General features: G+C 46.1%; 19 protein-coding genes and 1 pseudogene. 8 read left to right on the forward strand and 12 right to left on the reverse strand.

Translation table 11 applies throughout. The annotated features are described in order from the left end of the window. Nucleotides 1–59: 59 nt before the first annotated feature. Nucleotides 60–245, reverse strand: a complete 186-nt coding sequence (locus VJ249_07635) for a phenylpyruvate tautomerase MIF-related protein (protein HKZ94434.1) — start codon at nt 243–245, stop codon at nt 60–62. A 127-nt stretch (nt 246–372) separates the two neighbouring features. Here VJ249_07635 and VJ249_07640 point away from each other — a divergent pair, with 127 nt between their 5' ends. Next, nucleotides 373–1,239 carry a DUF362 domain-containing protein gene (locus VJ249_07640; protein HKZ94435.1) on the forward strand — a complete coding sequence of 289 codons (867 nt, stop codon included), beginning with the start codon at nt 373–375 and terminating at the stop codon, nt 1,237–1,239. On the opposite strand, the gene VJ249_07645 is transcribed toward VJ249_07640, so the two are convergent. Then, a complete protein-coding gene (locus VJ249_07645) occupies nt 1,210–2,355 on the reverse strand; it encodes a glycosyltransferase family 2 protein (protein ID HKZ94436.1) in 1,146 nt (381 codons plus the stop codon). The genes VJ249_07640 and VJ249_07645 overlap by 30 nt on opposite strands. A 20-nt stretch (nt 2,356–2,375) precedes the next feature. Beyond that, nucleotides 2,376–3,209 (reverse strand): DUF2334 domain-containing protein, encoded by an 834-nt coding sequence (locus VJ249_07650; protein HKZ94437.1) that lies wholly within the window; start codon nt 3,207–3,209, stop codon nt 2,376–2,378. A gap of 71 nt (nt 3,210–3,280) precedes the next feature. Here VJ249_07650 and VJ249_07655 point away from each other — a divergent pair, with 71 nt between their 5' ends. Next, nucleotides 3,281–4,333, forward strand: a complete 1,053-nt coding sequence (locus tag VJ249_07655) for a radical SAM protein (GenBank protein HKZ94438.1) — start codon at nt 3,281–3,283, stop codon at nt 4,331–4,333. 16 nt (nt 4,334–4,349) lie between these two features. On the opposite strand, the gene VJ249_07660 is transcribed toward VJ249_07655, so the two are convergent. The 3 genes from VJ249_07660 to npdG form a co-directional block, all read right to left on the reverse strand. Continuing rightward, nucleotides 4,350–4,598, reverse strand: coding sequence for a hypothetical protein (locus tag VJ249_07660; GenBank protein HKZ94439.1), 249 nt, complete (start codon nt 4,596–4,598; stop codon nt 4,350–4,352). Nucleotides 4,599–4,947: 349 nt separating this feature from the next. Next, nucleotides 4,948–8,667, reverse strand: coding sequence for a DUF2341 domain-containing protein (locus VJ249_07665; GenBank protein HKZ94440.1), 3,720 nt, complete (start codon nt 8,665–8,667; stop codon nt 4,948–4,950). 211 nt (nt 8,668–8,878) lie between these two features. After that, nucleotides 8,879–9,592, reverse strand: a complete 714-nt coding sequence (npdG, locus tag VJ249_07670; GenBank protein HKZ94441.1) for an NADPH-dependent F420 reductase — start codon at nt 9,590–9,592, stop codon at nt 8,879–8,881. Between the two features lie 209 nt (nt 9,593–9,801). Between npdG and VJ249_07675 the strand changes: the two genes are divergently transcribed. Further along, the gene (locus tag VJ249_07675) at nt 9,802–10,290 is read left to right on the forward strand and encodes a peroxiredoxin (GenBank protein ID HKZ94442.1); all 489 of its coding nucleotides are present in this window, start codon (nt 9,802–9,804) and stop codon (nt 10,288–10,290) included. A gap of 17 nt (nt 10,291–10,307) precedes the next feature. Here VJ249_07675 and VJ249_07680 read toward each other — a convergent pair whose 3' ends face one another. From VJ249_07680 to VJ249_07690, 3 genes and pseudogenes are all read right to left on the reverse strand, one after another. Continuing rightward, entirely contained in the window at nt 10,308–10,589 is a 282-nt protein-coding gene (locus VJ249_07680) for a cupin domain-containing protein (protein HKZ94443.1), read from the reverse strand. Between the two features lie 259 nt (nt 10,590–10,848). Next, nucleotides 10,849–10,995: pseudogene (locus VJ249_07685) on the reverse strand (AbrB/MazE/SpoVT family DNA-binding domain-containing protein). Between the two features lie 97 nt (nt 10,996–11,092). Beyond that, entirely contained in the window at nt 11,093–11,572 is a 480-nt protein-coding gene (locus VJ249_07690) for a DUF3795 domain-containing protein (GenBank protein HKZ94444.1), read from the reverse strand. Nucleotides 11,573–11,652: 80 nt separating this feature from the next. Between VJ249_07690 and VJ249_07695 the strand changes: the two genes are divergently transcribed. Beyond that, the gene (locus tag VJ249_07695) at nt 11,653–12,621 is read left to right on the forward strand and encodes a GNAT family N-acetyltransferase (GenBank protein ID HKZ94445.1); all 969 of its coding nucleotides are present in this window, start codon (nt 11,653–11,655) and stop codon (nt 12,619–12,621) included. Between the two features lie 12 nt (nt 12,622–12,633). Here VJ249_07695 and VJ249_07700 read toward each other — a convergent pair whose 3' ends face one another. Continuing rightward, nucleotides 12,634–12,897, reverse strand: a complete 264-nt coding sequence (locus tag VJ249_07700; protein ID HKZ94446.1) for a hypothetical protein — start codon at nt 12,895–12,897, stop codon at nt 12,634–12,636. A gap of 323 nt (nt 12,898–13,220) precedes the next feature. Between VJ249_07700 and VJ249_07705 the strand changes: the two genes are divergently transcribed. Beyond that, complete coding sequence (locus VJ249_07705; protein HKZ94447.1) at nt 13,221–13,415, forward strand: DUF6485 family protein; 195 nt, start codon at nt 13,221–13,223, stop codon at nt 13,413–13,415. 133 nt (nt 13,416–13,548) lie between these two features. Next, entirely contained in the window at nt 13,549–13,791 is a 243-nt protein-coding gene (locus VJ249_07710) for a winged helix-turn-helix domain-containing protein (GenBank protein ID HKZ94448.1), read from the forward strand. Between the two features lie 407 nt (nt 13,792–14,198). Here VJ249_07710 and VJ249_07715 read toward each other — a convergent pair whose 3' ends face one another. After that, nucleotides 14,199–15,140 carry a CBS domain-containing protein gene (locus VJ249_07715; GenBank protein ID HKZ94449.1) on the reverse strand — a complete coding sequence of 314 codons (942 nt, stop codon included), beginning with the start codon at nt 15,138–15,140 and terminating at the stop codon, nt 14,199–14,201. A gap of 160 nt (nt 15,141–15,300) precedes the next feature. Then, nucleotides 15,301–15,426 (reverse strand): hypothetical protein, encoded by a 126-nt coding sequence (locus VJ249_07720; protein HKZ94450.1) that lies wholly within the window; start codon nt 15,424–15,426, stop codon nt 15,301–15,303. Between the two features lie 219 nt (nt 15,427–15,645). Here VJ249_07720 and VJ249_07725 point away from each other — a divergent pair, with 219 nt between their 5' ends. Further along, nucleotides 15,646–15,861, forward strand: a complete 216-nt coding sequence (locus VJ249_07725) for a hypothetical protein (protein HKZ94451.1) — start codon at nt 15,646–15,648, stop codon at nt 15,859–15,861. A gap of 196 nt (nt 15,862–16,057) precedes the next feature. Further along, nucleotides 16,058–16,237 (forward strand): hypothetical protein, encoded by a 180-nt coding sequence (locus tag VJ249_07730; protein HKZ94452.1) that lies wholly within the window; start codon nt 16,058–16,060, stop codon nt 16,235–16,237. Nucleotides 16,238–16,302 lie beyond the last annotated feature (65 nt).

The following is a 16,302-nucleotide window of genomic DNA, read 5'->3' on the forward strand; positions in this document are numbered from 1 at the left end:
ACCATGAGGTTAAGCGTGAAGTTCGGAAGCGAAGGATGATAAAATAGAGAGTGCTTCTGCTATTTCTTGCTTTTCAGCGTGCCAGCTGTGGCGAAGTGTGTCTTGGGCATGTCCACGAACTCTATCCACACGTCATCTTTTGAAACGCCTAAGACCTCAAATAACGTGTCCGTGAAAGCTTTTGCGATTTTTTCTCTTTGTTCGTTGGTTCTTCCTTCGATCATGTGCACTTCAACGTAAGGCATTTTTTGGATGCAACCTCCCTTCTGCTCTGGCAATTTTAGGCTATTTTCCGTAATAAGTTTGGTGCATGTAACCGATGGGTTCAAATCTCAGTATGACATATGACATTTTTCAACGAGGACCCCAAACATGTCAAGAGTTGCCATTGTCAAGAACGAGGACCCAATCGACGCGACGGTTACCGCCTTGAAGATGGTCGAGTCAGATGTTGCCAGCGCCCTCACTCAGTCTGGGATGAAAACGGTTTTGATCAAGCCCAATTACATCAATTCCAAGCATCCGTCAACAGGCATAACAACAGACAGCAGAGTAATCGAAGGAATAGTTCAGTTCTTAAAAGAACGCAACGCGGCAAATAACATAATCATAGGCGAGGGTTGTGGTTTCGCAGACACTTTCTATGCTTTTAAGGTTGCAGGAGTGGACGCCGTTGCTGAACGTTGGAACGTGAAATTAGTCGACTTAAATCACGACGAGTTTGTTGAGGTTTATCCGCCTAATCCCTTGAATCTGAAGAAGACCAAGGTTGCCAAAACGGCGCTGGAGAGCACGATTATCAGTGTGCCCAAGCTGAAACCTCATCGAATAGCCACTGTAACCTTGAGTTTGAAGAACATGATGGGAGCCTTGGCTTCGAAGGGTTCGATGCACAAGGGGACTAGCCTAAGCGAGAACATCGCCGATTTGGCTTCTGTGATAAAGCCCAACATAGCCGTCATTGATGGTATAATCGCAGGCGAGGGACACGAAACCAGCGGCAACCCCGTGCCCATGAATCTAGTCATCGCTGGAATAGACCCGGTAGCAGTTGACGCTGTAGGCGCCGCGATAATGGGCATTCAACCAACCGATGTCAAACACTTACGGCTAGCTGAAAAAAAGGGACTGGGAACTTGCACGTTGAATAACATCACGGTTTTAGGCGAACCTATAGAGAAGGTCTGCAGAAAGTTCCATAGATCACTCTCATCCCGGGTGCTCGCGCACATCGGCTAAAGGTCGCACGTGCGGTATCTTACTGAACTCAGCTTTAACTCCACGACGCTCCAAGATGACCGCTTTTATGAAGTACCAGATGACAAAGAAGAGGTAAAAGTAGCCCAGAACTGGTAGGGCTAAGACATTTCCTATATTGTTCTCAGCAAGAGAATTTGCGAGAAAGACGACGACGGTGTAAATTGCTGTAGCTAGTATGGCTATGTTCATAAGGAGTGGTTCGCTCAGAACGTAGCAGATGAGAATGAACGTCAGAGTGGCAGCCCAAACTAGCGGCAACATGTACCCCAACGCCATTAAGAACAAGCCTATGAAGCCAACGTGCCTAAACACTCTTTTTGAGAATCCCTTGTGCCTAAGACTGGCCTGCACAGCGCCCCTTGTCCATTTTTCTCTTTGTCGTTTAAAAAGGGAAAGCGAGGGCGGCGGGGAGACGTAACTGATCGCTTGGGGTTCAAACTCTATTTTGTAGCCCTTAGACGCGATGTCCACTGAAAAGTCGAAGTCTTCGGTCAACGCGTCCTCATTGAATGAAGCCAGTTCTCGCCTCATGCTGAAAAAGGCTCCATGAAGTATTGGAAAAAAATCGAACCTGCTAGAGAAGGGATGAAAAAGGTTGAAGCATAGACTGAATTCTAAGGCTGTAAGCCTGCTAACAAATCCGTTGGAATGAATCTTGGTCACTCCTGTAACAACTGCCACATCTTTTGAGTCGAAGTGTTTGAGCAGATGTTTGATGCAGTCTTTTTCGGGGCGGTTGTCGGCATCTAGGACGACTATGATGTCTTCTTTGGCAATCTTTGCGCCCGTGTTTAAGCTGGCTGCTTTTCCAAGCTTCGCTTCGTTGCGGATTACGGTGGCGTTCATCTTTTTGGCCACCTCGTACGTGGAGTCTATCGAATGGTCATCTACCACGATTGTTTCAGCGATGGAGAAGCTTGAGTTTCTGAGGTTTTGAAGCAAGCTCTCGACCACGCCTTCTTCGTTGTAGGCTGGGATAATTACGGAGACCTTGAGAGGATTAATGTCTGAATATCTGCGAGTTTTGGGTTTGCGAAATGCGAAATACGATGTGATAACGTAAAAGGCCACCAAGAAAGCGGTGACAACGACCAAAAAGACTCTCAGCGCTGCGATTAACACAATTGTTTCCCAGATGCTTGTATGTAATAAGCTTCAGTTGTTCCAAGACGGGCGTGCTCTTCTGTTATTTGCTGCAAGGTCAAACTGTCCAATCCATTCTCTTTGATGCACAGAAAGAGCTCTTTGAGAATTTGTAAACCCCATTTTGATAAGGCGTCAATGTGGGAATCGATCACGATGTATCCAGTCTCCATTTGTGAAACGCTGTTCTGCAGGAATGCCTGAAAGCAGTTTACTTCACACTTTAGATTGTGCCAAGTAAACTCATGCGTAATCGGTATCTCCAACAGTTTCAGGTTCATTGGGTGAAACATTTTCGACGCAGTGAGTCCGTGTCTTCTTGAAAACCAGATCGCTCTTAACGGCGGGACATAAGAGAGAAGAATCTTTGTCAGAGCCATTTTGGACGAGTCATAAAGAAAGTCTAGGTCGTTGAGCGCCTGCAATAGGCTTCTGTTTATTTGATGATAAGGCGCTCTAAACCCTTTGGGGGTTATCTCCAGTTTTTCATTGAAGATCTGTAGTCCCATCGAGATTTTTTCTCTGATCGCTGAGTAGCATGGACTGAGTGGGCCTAGCGGGTTCCATGTTTCGAAGGGATAATGACTAAGACCATGAAGGGCTATTTCATGGCCACTAGCTTGAGCGTGATTTAGAAGCGTTGCTATTGAACTGCGTGAGCTCCATTCGCTGTGACTCTTAGGGATTACAAAGAAGGTGGCGGTTATGTCGAATCTATCGATTGTGCTAAGTAACTCTCTTAACTTTTCAGCCTTTGTTGTCGGGGAGATGTCATCACAGGTGAAGGCTATTTTGGGTTTGTGCATTGATTTGCACATGGCTATTATGGTTAAAGCATAATTAAGAGTATTCTAGATAATAGTTTGGAGCAGGTTAATTGAGTCGAGCCCTATCGGCAATTCCATTATCAGGGCTTCTCGCTGCTTCGCTTCTGAAGCTTCGGAAAGCCAAATGGAAACAATATTCTCTAGTGGTTTCCAAATCACACAAGCACGGTCCGCCTATAGCCATGTGGGCTATTACGACACGTTGCAACTGCCGATGCTATTTCTGTAAGGTTTGGCGTAAACGAGTAGTTGAACCCAGCCTTAAGCAGGCTTTACAAACTATTGACACATTGAACAGTCTGGGATGCTACAGCCTTAGCATAACGGGAGGAGAGCCGCTGCTCTATCCCTACCTCGCGGAAGTTGTCAATTACGCGCACGACAAGGGTTTCATTGTCCAGATAAACACCAACGGGTCACTTTTGACTGAGAGCATTCCGAAAATCTCCAAAGCAGACCTTGTGACAATCTCACTGGACTATCCAGACGAGGGGCACGATAAGGCACGTGAGCATCCACACCTGTTAGAGAAAGCGCTTAACGGCGCAAACGCGTGTAGGCGTGCCAACCTGCGAGTAGACTTCAGCACGCTGCTTCTTGGTGACCAAGAAATAGCAAAGCTTGTGGAAGTCACTAGGAATTTCAAAGCCAGTTTGGTCTTGTCCTATCCCGAGGTCGGAGGTTCACTTCACGCGGATTCTTGGGCTGTGCCCTCGAAACAATGGTTGATTAAATGCTTTAAGTCAGCGTTGGCTCTGAAGGAAAGAGGCAACCCCATCTTTAATACAAAGCTTGGACTTCGCGATGCAATCCAGTATCTAGAAACGGGGAAGCGTTCTATTCCATGTTTTGCAGGTGAAAGCATAATCTACATAGACTGGAACGGATGGGTCTATCCATGCCTTCACTTGCCCAAAACTTGCCGAATAGAGCAACTAGCTGAAAAGTATCCAAGTTTTCCGAAATTTTATTCGTGCACCGAATGTTACGACCAGGCTTGGCTTGACCTTTCAGCGATAGAATGGACTTTGACCAATTTTAGACCAGATTTGAGTTTTCAAGACTTGCTGCAAATAAGCAAGATAGCCCTAAAAATGGTGTAGAAGGCGGAACCCCATTTCAGTAGCGGGCGTACACAGCCCACATCAAAAGAAGCAAGCTCAAACCTATAGCTGACCCGATGAACATGTCCACTAGCAAAGTGTGCTCGTGACCAGAAACAAACGAGACAAGCCACGCAATCGACCAAGGAACAGGTCGCCCGCCAACTGGGTACGGGTCCATCCACCACCAGTTAGGGTAGTTCAACCAGTTCAGAGGTCCGTTTCCACGAATGCTTTCAATCACCGAAGCGCTGACCAAATCCAAAAAACCACAGCTAACTAGAATTGCAGGAGTGGCTAAAAGAAGAATTACTCCAGTGTAGTTCTCCCCGAGGGTCTGCCAAAAATTTCTTTTCCAAAAAAGTGGAGTCAACGTCATCATGAAAGTTAAGAGAAACATCACCAAACTCACAGGAATCCAATATGCAGGGGCCTGGGGCTCTGGAATTATCGCACCAAACAAGGTCGCATCCGCAAGTGCATAAAAAAGTGTGCTGAATGCAAAAGAAAGAAGGGCAAGCCGCGTGATTTGCTTTTTCCTATTCAACCAACGTACGCCAAATAAGATCTTTGGACCCAGATCTAATTAGCGTTTACGCGACGGAGCGCCATCATCACCATCTTTGTCCGAGAGAACCATTGATTATTCGGATGTCGTCGTTGTCCACTGTTCCGTCGTTGTTTATGTCCGCGTTGGGGTTCCATTCAGGATCGGTTTTGTCAGAGGCGTAAGCTTTTCCCAGTTCCCACATGTCATGGACGTCGACTAATCGGTCGTTGTTTACGTCGCCTGGAATGGTCACGAACACGTTGGTGGAGTTTAAGGTGTTGTCTGATATGTCGGTTTCGCCTAGTACCGGAGTGGCGTAGGAGCTTATCACATAGTTGGCTAAAGAGAAACCTGTGGTGTTCCAAGAAGCATTGACTGTCGAAGATTGCCCCCTTCCTAAGGTGACGCTAAGAGTGTCAACCGCTGTGTCGTTGGCGAAAACCGTCAGGTTAACGTCTTCCGTGAAATCGCCTTGGTTGGCTACGGTTACGTTGATTGGCAGAAAATATCCTCTACCCGTGCTGGTCTCTGAAGGTGATATGTTGATGACTGCGATATCATGCAGCAGCGGAGCGGTCACTTCGAAGGAGTTCAGCGCGTCAAATGAGCTGTCATAGAGCCCGTTTTCGAAGACGTCAAGGATGATGTCATAGTTCCCAACTAAAGTTGAATTCCAGATGAGCGTTGGCTGAATGTCCCCAAGATTGTCTGAATAGACGGTGCTGGTTGTGCCTGTTATGCGTGTGGGAATGGGGTCTCCGTCGTTCCATTGGGCAACGTCATTTACGATGTAGATTTTGTAGTCTGTGTTTTCTTTCAGGTTGCTTCCTTTAACATAGAGTGCTTCGCCTGCACTGAAGCTGGCTTTCATGTTGCCCGAAGAATCGCAGCTTTGAATGGTGGCGGGTTCCTCCTCAGCTCCGAATGTTGCTGCAGGAGGCAGTGACGCGTGCTTACGGACTCGCAGAAGATCAACAAACATTTTTGTCTGTTGCATGGTGTCGAAGTAAATTCTGTCGGAGCTGATTTGAGCCGCTGAGACTGAGTGTTCGATGCCGTTGATGACGACTCTGCTGTTGGTTCCACTCCAGACTACGGTTATGGGATACCACGTGTTCCAGCTTCCATAATGCAGGAGCGTGTACAGTCCTTCTCGGTACCAGTAGAATTTGGCTCCAGATTCTTCGTAATAGTATAGTGCGCCATTGTTGGGGTTGTTCGCGTCGGCGAGAAGCAGTCTTCCTTTTGGCTGCGTTGTGTTCACTCCAAGAGCGTCGGTTACGTCCCAGTAAAAGTCTACGGCGCATGTAGAGAAGTTCTGTGGATGCTCTGCAAACTGTATCGATGAGGTCTCATTTTCGTAAACCAGTAACCCGTAACCGCCTTCATACTTTGCAGAAGGATCTCTCTTGACTTTGCTGGGGTCTGAGAAATTCCATGGTGATTCAATCCAAGTGTCAGTGGCTGGGTCATACTGCTCATTGTAGTTTAATCCAGTCGGGATTTCACCTTCACGGATGACGACCCCTCCGATCACATACATCTTATTGTTGATCACAGCCGCGGCTGATCCAGCTCTTGGATGAACCGCAGGTGACTTCTGCTCCCACGAGTTGGTTGAAGGATCGTATACGTAGTTGCTGACATAGAATTCTACGCTTCGTCCGTGTGTCACGTATATTCTGCCATTTATGACTGGTTGCTCTCTGCCTCCTCCATATTTGCCGGTTGGCATGGGTGCTTGGGTTGTCCAACTGTTTGTTGCGGGATCGTAGGCTTCATTCGCGTTTACTGCGCCGACTGTGTCGCGGTATCCGCCAATGAGATATATTCTGTTGCCCACTACGGCGCATGCTGCCCATGTTCGGGGAGTCGGCATAGGTGCCTTTGGAGTGTACGAGTCAGTTGCGGGATCGTACTCGTAGTGGTTGAGATTGTAGAAAAGGTGGATTCTGTCACCGTACTTTGCTGCCATCAAGCCTTGGTTCGAATAGAAGGGCGGTGGGTTTTTTGTTGTCCATGTCTCCGTGGTGGGGTTGTAGACTTCGTTCACGTTTACTGTGCCGCTGAAAACGTATATTAACCCGTTGAATTCAACTGCGATTGGTCCCCAACGAGCTGAGGGCATGTCGGCTTTCCGGGTCCATGAATTCAACAAGGGATCGTATTCGTATGTTTCCCTTCTCACATCGCCAGTGCCGAAGTAGTAGCCTCCAAAAACGTAAATCTTGCCATTGTACACTGCGGCTGAGGGGTCAGCTCTAGGATCTGGCAGAGGTTGCTTGTCAGTCCATAGTGAGGGACCTTCATACTCGGTTTCAAAGTCTTCGTAAAATTCGAACGTGGCTTTTCCATTGGCAATGCTGTTAGTTGAGGGGTTACCGTAGTACATGTATATTGTTTGGTTGCCAGAAGCAGGAATGTTTGGAACTTTTATCCACACCACTGCTGAGACTGAGGGTATGGCGCTTTCAATCCAGTAAGGGAGAATAGATGTTTGATCTTTGTCGATGAATCTCAAATCGGAGAAGTCTGGGTTCATTTTCGACGCGATGTAGTCTATGGTCAGCTTGACCTGATAATTACTTAAGGTGGTGCCAGAGTTTTCAGTTAGGTTTATGGGTTTTCTGTAGCGCCAAACAGGATTCCACCAGGTGATTTTGGCTTTCATTCTGTAGTCTTCTTCAAAGCCGACTTGGCTTGTGGGTTCAAGTGGGGTGTACTTGCGGATTCGCATGTTGCTTTCTTGAACGTAGTCTATGTAGGAGTTGGGTTCCCATGCGCCAGCGATTATGGCAAGTTTTGAAACTGATGAAGATATGGGAGCCTCCAAATAGGGTCCGTCGTTGTCATAGAATCTCAGGGTGCTTCCATTGTTCATAATTCTCCAATTCGTAGAGTCTGTGGCTGAAACGCCCTTGAAGTAAATACGATTGTACGTGCTTATGCCTAGACTCAATGAAGACGCCGCGTTTTCAACTACAACCGCTCTTGACGGTGAAATTGCGTCGTTGTGATCTTGATGTCCTGCAACGCCTATCACCGTGTTGTCTGGCGCGAGCAGACCGAAAAATCCTTGGCCTCTATCGGTTGCTGTAAGATCGTTGATTCTTGATGTGAAATCCACGATAAAGTTGCTTATCGGGGTCCACTGTGCGTGGTGTTGGCTTCCTCTGCCATTTCCATCAGCTATCCAATAGGTTTGGCCGCTTTTGGTTGCGTCTTCGAATCTGAAGTAGTTGTTGACTGTGTGAGTTATGTTGCCGACGGCGTCTTCAGTCCATTTGGTTGGGTTTAGGCTGTTTCCGGGGAAGTTGTCGAAGAACTCGAAGCTGTCTGTTCCGTTGCTTGCATCGGATGCAATCGGGTTGTCGTAGTACATGTGGATGGTTGTGGTGTTGGATGCGGGAATGTTTGGCACTCTGATCCATATTGTCGCGGAAGTTGAAGGCGTGTAACTTTCGATCCAGTAGGGAATTAATGTTGAGTTTCCGGTTTCGGTGAACCTGAGGTCTGAGAAATCGGTTTTCATGTCTGAATCGTAGTTGAGGTTGATTTTGATTTGAAAGTTGGTCAGGTTGTTTGGGTTTAGTGTGTTATCGATTGTTATGGGTCTTCTTTTGTGCCAGTCTGCGTTGTACCATGTTTGCGATTCGTTTTGAGGTTGAGCCGAGGGAACGATTATGGATGCTAAGGGCGCTATGAGCAAGAGTGCAATTAATGCGTAGCCGATGTTTCTTTTGCGGCTGAAAAGTAAAGGAAGTTTTTCTTGCACTTTAGCCATTTTGCTGCGACGCCCATCTTTTGTTTTGTCACGTCTGAATGTTGGATTCGCGTTTCGTATCCAAGTTTTCACCAAGCATGAATGACGGTAAGCTAAAAGGGTTGTGGAACTTGTAAGACGAGGCACTAGAATACTGGTATAGAGTTATCCTTTATGGCATAGACTCCAAAATGGCAATGAATCGAGTCTTGATATATCGGGGCCAGTCTGGTTACTCTTCGAATGAAGCGGGCATCCACGGGACGACGCGAATAGATGGGTCTTGCAGGTTGTTCAGGATTGCCGCGTTAAGAAGCAATGGCGTTAAGGATTCGATTAGCTTGGAGTTTTCTAGAGGACCTACTTTGAGCGGTCTCAGGTTGGGTATGTCACTGATTAGCTTGGAGGCTAAGGCGAAAGCTTGATTGTGGTTGCTGGCAACGAGGACGTCAATGTTCATGACGGAGTCGATGTTGTTCAAGTAGGTTGCTGGGACAGTTTGGAAGGCGGAGACCACGGGCACCGGGTTAACTATTTCTTGAATTACTTCTGCAGCTGACTTCTCCTGACGCTCACGTGCAACTTCTGACAGAGGCGTGTAGACAAACAGTCCTTTGCTTTTCTTCATGGAAACTACTGTGGACACGATGATTTGGTTCGGCTGCAGATGTCGCTTGAGTTCCTTCATGGCTGGAACCACGGCTTCAGCGGGGAGAGTGACTACTACAATGTCGGATTGTACAACTGCTTCACTGTTGAGAGCGCCTTTGATGCTGCCCTTGAAATCTGCTTGGTAAAATCCTCTCGCAACGTTTTCTTGTTCCTTCGCAATTAAGCGGGCTTTGTCTAGGGATCTGGAGCCGACGAGGATGTCGTGCTTCAACGCCCATCGAATCGTCAGGCCTCTGCCCATGTTTCCTGTGCCGCCTAAGATGCCGATCTTCATGAGTGACACCTTTTCGATAAAGTTATCAGAAGATGATGATCTTTCTGGTGAAATAATGCTTTCTGCATTCGAGTCGCGATTTGGATTCATTCTTTGGCTGTGGCTTCAGTACACATGTGGTTTGGTCTGCAACCGTGTGAAAACGTCTTGTTTAAGTTTCTTAGGTTTGTAAGCTTTTATCATGTGTGCATTTAATGGAGGTGTGATTTGTGACTGCTAGTCAAGAAGTGTCGAAGGGCGGTGTTAGAGTAGGTGATGTTGCGCCTGACTTTGCGCTTCCGACTCAGTCTGGCCACGTGTTCAAGCTTGGAGACTTGATTGGCAAGGAATCTATTGTCTTGTATTTTTATCCTAGGGATTTTTCTCGTGGGTGTACTGCTGAGGCTTGTGCGTTTCGGGATAGTTATGAGGCTTTTAAGGGTGCTGGGGCGGAAGTGGTTGGGGTGAGTTCGCAGTCTGTTGACTCGCATAGTCGGTTTGCTTCGGCGTATATGCTTCCTTTTATTCTGCTTAGTGATGTGGATGGGAAGGTTAGGAAGTTGTACGGGGTTCCTTCGTCTTTTGGGCTTGTTCCCGGAAGAGTAACCTACGTCATCGATAAGAAAGGAATAGTCAGATACATCTTTAACTCTCAGTTTAACCCGACAAAGCACATTGAGGAAGCTTTGAGAATCTTGGTTGAAGTTAAGAAAGACTGAGACTCGCTGGACGTTGTCTACTCTTTGATTTTCGTGTCTTCATGGCTGTAGGGTGGGCTGCAGATACATAGGATTAGCAAGTCTTCTTTGCCCGTGTTCGTCACTGTGTGTCTAGTCTTAGCGGGTATGTGGACCAATGTGTTTTCTTCAAGAGACTCCTTCCGGGAATTCAATTGTATGACTCCGACTCCTCTGGTTATGTAATAGAATTCAGCAGAGGCTTCATGAATATGCTTGAGTGTTCTTTTGCCCGGTTTCACAGTTGCCAAGGCTATGCTGAAAGGGAGGTTCTTGGGCACTTTACCTGAAGCTTCATGAAGTGGATGAAAAAATTCCTGAATCAGCGACTCATCCTTTGTAACAAATGGTTCAAGATCAGATGATCTGCGTAGGAGCATGAAAGCAGTTGAATGGTGTGGCTTTAAATTTCTTTTCCATCAGCCGCCTATTGTTCTATCCAACCGTATGAGTCGATGAGAATCAAAAGCGATCCTCTTCATGTCTCAGCTTGTCTGTGATTACTCCTTTAACAAATCCCCTCAAATTCTTCATGGGCTACTCGGGTATCAGGTGGATCACGCCGTCTTTTCCGAGGACAACGACTTTTTGTCCCGGCTTCAAGTTCATCTTCCACCTAACATCCTGAGGGATAACAATCTGGTACTTGAAGGAAGCGTGACGACACTCATCCGTGAAGGCTTCAATCGTTTAACGAGGTCACTATCGATATTTAGACCTTCTTCCGATTCAACCACTATGCGCATACTGGCTTTGTATGTTCGATGTGATGTTGCTAGGTATTTTATTCTTTGAAGGATGGGTCGTAGACGAGGCAGTGGGGGAACTTTGTTCTTATTTCGGTTGTCCATTTTGCGATGAGTTCCGCTTGGTTCCTGTTTTTGAGCTTCATCAAGTCTTGTTTTATTGTGGGGTAGTTTTTCGTCAACCGGTCATACCTGTCGCATTCGGCTAGTTGGTTGCATTCGCTGCAGTCGTTGATGCGCTTTTCTAAGGCGCAGATTCGAATGGTGCAGTTGGGTGGTCCTCCGCCTTTTCGGCATCCTGTGCATATTGCTGTGGCTTGTAGGGAGCCGAGTCCTTTCATGAATTCTTTGAAGTTGAAGTCTTTTGGAACCCATTTTTCCAGTCCGTAGCCTTTGACGGTTTTTTCGAATCGCTTTGCCATTTCAATTATGGCTCCGTTGCCGGATGCGCAGCTGCCGCACCAGATTCCACAGAAGCCGATCTGATTTCTCACATTCTTTACAGGCTCAGCTTCCAAGAGAAATATCTCCAAGGTCCTAAGCGGATTTAAACATCGTTTTGATATAACTGTTTTGAACAGAAGACAGAGGGTAGCGGTTGAAAATAGTTGTGAGTGTTCGGCGTTTCTTGAAGGGTGTTGATGAGCCTGCGTGGGTTGAGTTGTTGAACGCGGAGTACCGAGATTATGCGAGCTGGTGGAGGGGCACCACTGTGGAGGAGATGCTTGAGCTTGAGAAGAACCCAAGTTTTGATTTTGAAGGCCGCTTTGTTGCTGAGCTTGATGGAAAACCTGTTGGCATAATGCATGTGCATGTTGAGAGAGCGGGCGAGGAGAAACGGGGCTTCATCAAGGATTTTTGTGTCCTTCAGACTCTGCGCGGTAGTGGGGTTGAAGAGCAGCTTTTGGAAGCAGCCATAAACGAGTTTAGGAAGCATGGGATGAGCCGTGTGCGTGCTTGGACTGGAGTCGAGAGGGCAGATCGTATTCGGTTTTTGGAGAAGAGTGGTTTCAAGTTTTCTCATAGAACCCTTGACATGAGAATTAGGTTGGCGGACATGCCTTTCAATATAGGTGAAAACGTGGAGGTGGCTATTCGACCCCTTAAGACGGAAGTGGGAGGGGACATTGAGGCGCTTAATTGGCTTGTTAACGAGTGTTTCAAGGATGATCCGCTTCATGTTCCCGAGACGGTTGAAGAGACTCGTCGGTCTTTGTTGGATAATCCGATTCTTAGGTGGCAGGAGTTCTTCTTCGCTGGGCTTGACAACAGGAATGTGGGCTATATTGGCGTAGGGATTGATGAAAGATACAATGTTCAACATGACGTGAAAACTGGGTTTGTCAGCGGAATCGGCGTGTTGGCAGCCTACAGAAGAAGAGGCATTGGAACCAAATTACTGCTGCATGTGTTGAAGCGGCTCAAAGCCAAGGGAATGGCTAGTGCCTCGTTAGACACTGAGGATGCTAACCCGACAAGAGCTGTGACATTGTATGAAAAGGTGGGGTTCCAAGTGCTGCAGGAATACGTAACGTACGCGAAGGATGTTGCACGCGCTACATCGTAGATGCAGCAGTGCTTATTGGTGGAGTTTGTTTGCTAGTTCTTCGGCGTATTTTTTCGCTTTCTCTAGTTCTCCTTCTTTCAGGTACATTTCATACACGTTCTTGCCTTCTACGTAGGTGATCAGAGGTGGCATGATTATTTTGAAGCCGAGTTTTTCGAGTTTCTTCTCTATCCCCTTTGCGGCGTTTCCACTCATCATTCTCTGTAATTGTGTGTCAAAAGCCGCCGCGATTTTCCCGGAAAACTCGTCTTTGGCAAACTTGTCAAGAAATTGCATAATGGGTCAAGTTGCCTTGAGCCACTGCGTAGGCGCTCCAGCTAGGACGCAATCATAATTCTTCACACTTGCCTGGTCAACGTCCTTAACGTGTACGCAGTCGACATCAAACCCTTTTCATTTGAGAACCTCACTCATCGCCATGGCAACTTTCTCGGTGTTTCTGATCTTGGAACTCGTGTCGTATACGACCAGAATCTTCAAGCAGTATTCCTCAGGTCTTAGTGAGAGGCGAAATCTTTTGAGTTTTTCGAAAGCGCGTTGAAAACTGTTAAACATTGGTGTGAGGCAGTATTCGCTGGTTGGCTGTGGGTGAGGCTTTGATGAGTGAATGTCCTAACATGAAGATTAACTTGGGTGATTGTCCGTGCACGTATTCTTGCGATTTGAAGGGCAGATGCTGCGAGTGTGTTAGAAGTCACAGGGAGCATAAGGAGCTTCCAGCCTGCTACTTTCCGCCTGAAATTGAAAAAACATACGACAGATCCATCAAGAGATTCGTATCACTCAACAAATGACTAGAGCGCGATGCATCTCACATTTATTATCTCAAATTCATCGCGAACGTGGATTATGATGCTCTAGACGTGATGCAAACCCATCTCACAACACAATTGATCGCAACCATGTGTCAAGAAAGAAAGACCAAAGATGAAAGATCAGGAAAGAGATGTTCTCCGCAAAACCATTCTTGAACTCGTCAAGAAGGGTCATGTGCACTACACGGATATTGAGAAAAAAGCCTGTGCAACATGCCTAAGCTTCGCAACAACAAACACAGTCAGAAAACAGTTCTATCACTATCTACTACCCAACGGTTACGTTGTGCGAGTCAGCCGAGGCGTCTACAAAATCACCCAAAAGGGAGAAAAACTCTTAGAAATTCTTAGTTAGAATTTTTCCTTTCATTGCATAGATAATCTGGACTGCTTTCGCCTATCTCTTTTAATGACGTGAAGGAACCCAAGTTGTGCGAAGTATTTTTTCAACGTAGTATTTAGAAATCTGATTAGGTGTTAATCGGGTTTCATCTTCTATTTTAAGCACAGTTTTGTGCCATATTTCTCTAATAGCCTTCAATCTTCTGTCAAAATCTCTCACTGAAAAGCTCCTAATACTCATTGCTTACCTAATGAGCTCCTTGTAACCTTCCGGCAGCCATTTCAGACCATAAGAGTAGATCATTCTCCACTTTGGTGCGGGCAAAAATTCCCACTGCTCAGCTCTTTTCTGAACTGGTGAAAGAAAAATCGGCACAAAGATGCTTCTGTATTGTTCAGGTATCCTGCTTAGCAATCTCTCTAACCAAGCAACAAAGTGGCTATAACCAAATAGATTACTATGCTCATCGCATCTGAAACAACTGTGGCAAAAGGACCACCTCCAAGAGCAGGGTCCAATTTCATCTTGTTTAATGTAAAGACTATTGAAAGAGCTGAAGACGTGGAGAATATGAAGGCTACTATCATAGACAAGGCGACAATGAATCCTATGAAGGGGTCCCCCCAAAAAACTGAAACAATAGAAAAGACTATTCCACCAATTATCAAGCCTACTACAAAGCAGGTTGACAACTGCTTGAGAAAGTAGAGCCTGAACCTAATTTCCTTTCCTAAGAATGCTATGTCTCGAACAAAAAGAGTTGTGGTTTGCTCTCCCATTGCAGCACTCATGTACACAACTGCGGGAATAAAAGACGTAAGTATAAGGACTTTTTCCAAGGTTGTCTCAAAGGCGCTTATGAAGCCTGCAGTTAGGATTATCCCAAAAAGACCGACTAAAAGCCATGGGATGCGATGTTTAATTCTCTGAAGAAAAGGCTCAGCCATGGTGTTTTCAAAATCAAGATGAGATTTATGGATTCCAGCAAAATGAAATATGTCTTCAAGTAGCGTTCTATTCAGGATTGACAACATTCTGTCTGATGGAACAACGCCCAAAAGCTTTCTGTTCTTGACAACTGGAACCGCTTTTATGTTGTGCTTTAGACCTATGTCAGCCACCTTCGCCTCATCAGTTTCCGGGCTGACCGTGATCAAATTTCTCCTCATTATTTTTTCCAGTTCGGTTTCTTTAGGGTGGGTAAAGATTTCCCTTATAGATATGACTCCGATTAATCTTTCATTTTCATCTACTACGTATATGTAGTTGATAGTCTTCAAATGCTGACTTTCTTTCCCTAACCTATCCATAATATTCTCAACAGTTTCGTTCTCTCCTGCAATTGGAACTTCTGTAATCATTCTTCTTCCAGCAGAACGAAGTGGATAATCTGTATGATGGTCTCTAGAAGCGGAATTCTTTATCATGACTTGAACCCTCTGTGATTCCTGAATTTAAAGCGCGCGCAAACAGCAAGCGCAGTGTGTCGCCATCCGTGAAGAGGCCAAGATTTACCTGCACCTAATTGGGCTTGATAATCACCGTGTCTGTCTTCAGCCATGGGTCTTTGAAAATGCGTTTAAGGTCAGCTGCGTTCCGAGCTCTCGCCAGTTTGACTGAACCAAATTGCTGCTTGTTTCGAGACACAATAAACCTCTCTCTGAGGTTATTTCAAGTTGAAGATAAGACCTTTTCTGCAAGGACCAAAAACAGAAAAAAGGGATTTTGTGGGAGTCGGTGGTGCCATCACCACTCCTCATAGGGTTCAAATCCCACACCCGGCGCCAACAACATTCTTTAGAACGAACACCGCAAGAGACAAGAGTTAAACTAAGCTTCATCAATGTTAAGAGTGGAGGTAAAGAAGTGCCAAGGTGTCTGACAAAAGGTGAATGGTGGTTTAGCCACATCTGCTTCGTTTCAGGTTTAATCTTCATCAGTCTTGCAATATGGTTCTCCTCTCCAGGCATCGCTCTACCCTTGGTTGGAGGCATTTGGCTATTATCAGGTGGCTTCTGCGCTATGGCGGGTGCCTTATTCGAAAGACTGAAGAAAATTGAAGCAAGATTGGAAAAATCCTAACAGATCCCGAAATAGAAAAAAGTGAGTTCGCGGGGGATATCACCAGTTTCTCGAGTGTTCAAATCCACTCCTTGCAGGTGCCCATTGACCAGATCTGGCGCAATTTAAGAACGTGTTTTCGACATGGTTCTATTCCTACGGTTCTTTTCGCCAAAATAGGTTAAATTTGGCTTTTCCCCCGTGATGTACGTAGTAAGTGGGGCTAGAGTCAGCTTTGGCAAGTGTTTCCGTTGATGATGCACGTGACGTGATTAATGTTAGTTCAGCTGAGGTTCCAGACGCTAAGGTTTTGAAGATGATTAAGCGTGCTGAGGTCACGCTTGAACTAGAGACAGCAGAGGGGGTAAACTCCAGTAGTAAACCCGAGTTGCTATGAATATGGCGCCCTGGCCGAGAACCGATAAAAACTTCAAATCCCTGAACAAACCACGGATTTTGGTG

Source organism: Candidatus Bathyarchaeia archaeon (genome assembly GCA_035283685.1).
Classification (GTDB): domain Archaea; phylum Thermoproteota; class Bathyarchaeia; order Bathyarchaeales; family Bathyarchaeaceae; genus DATETJ01.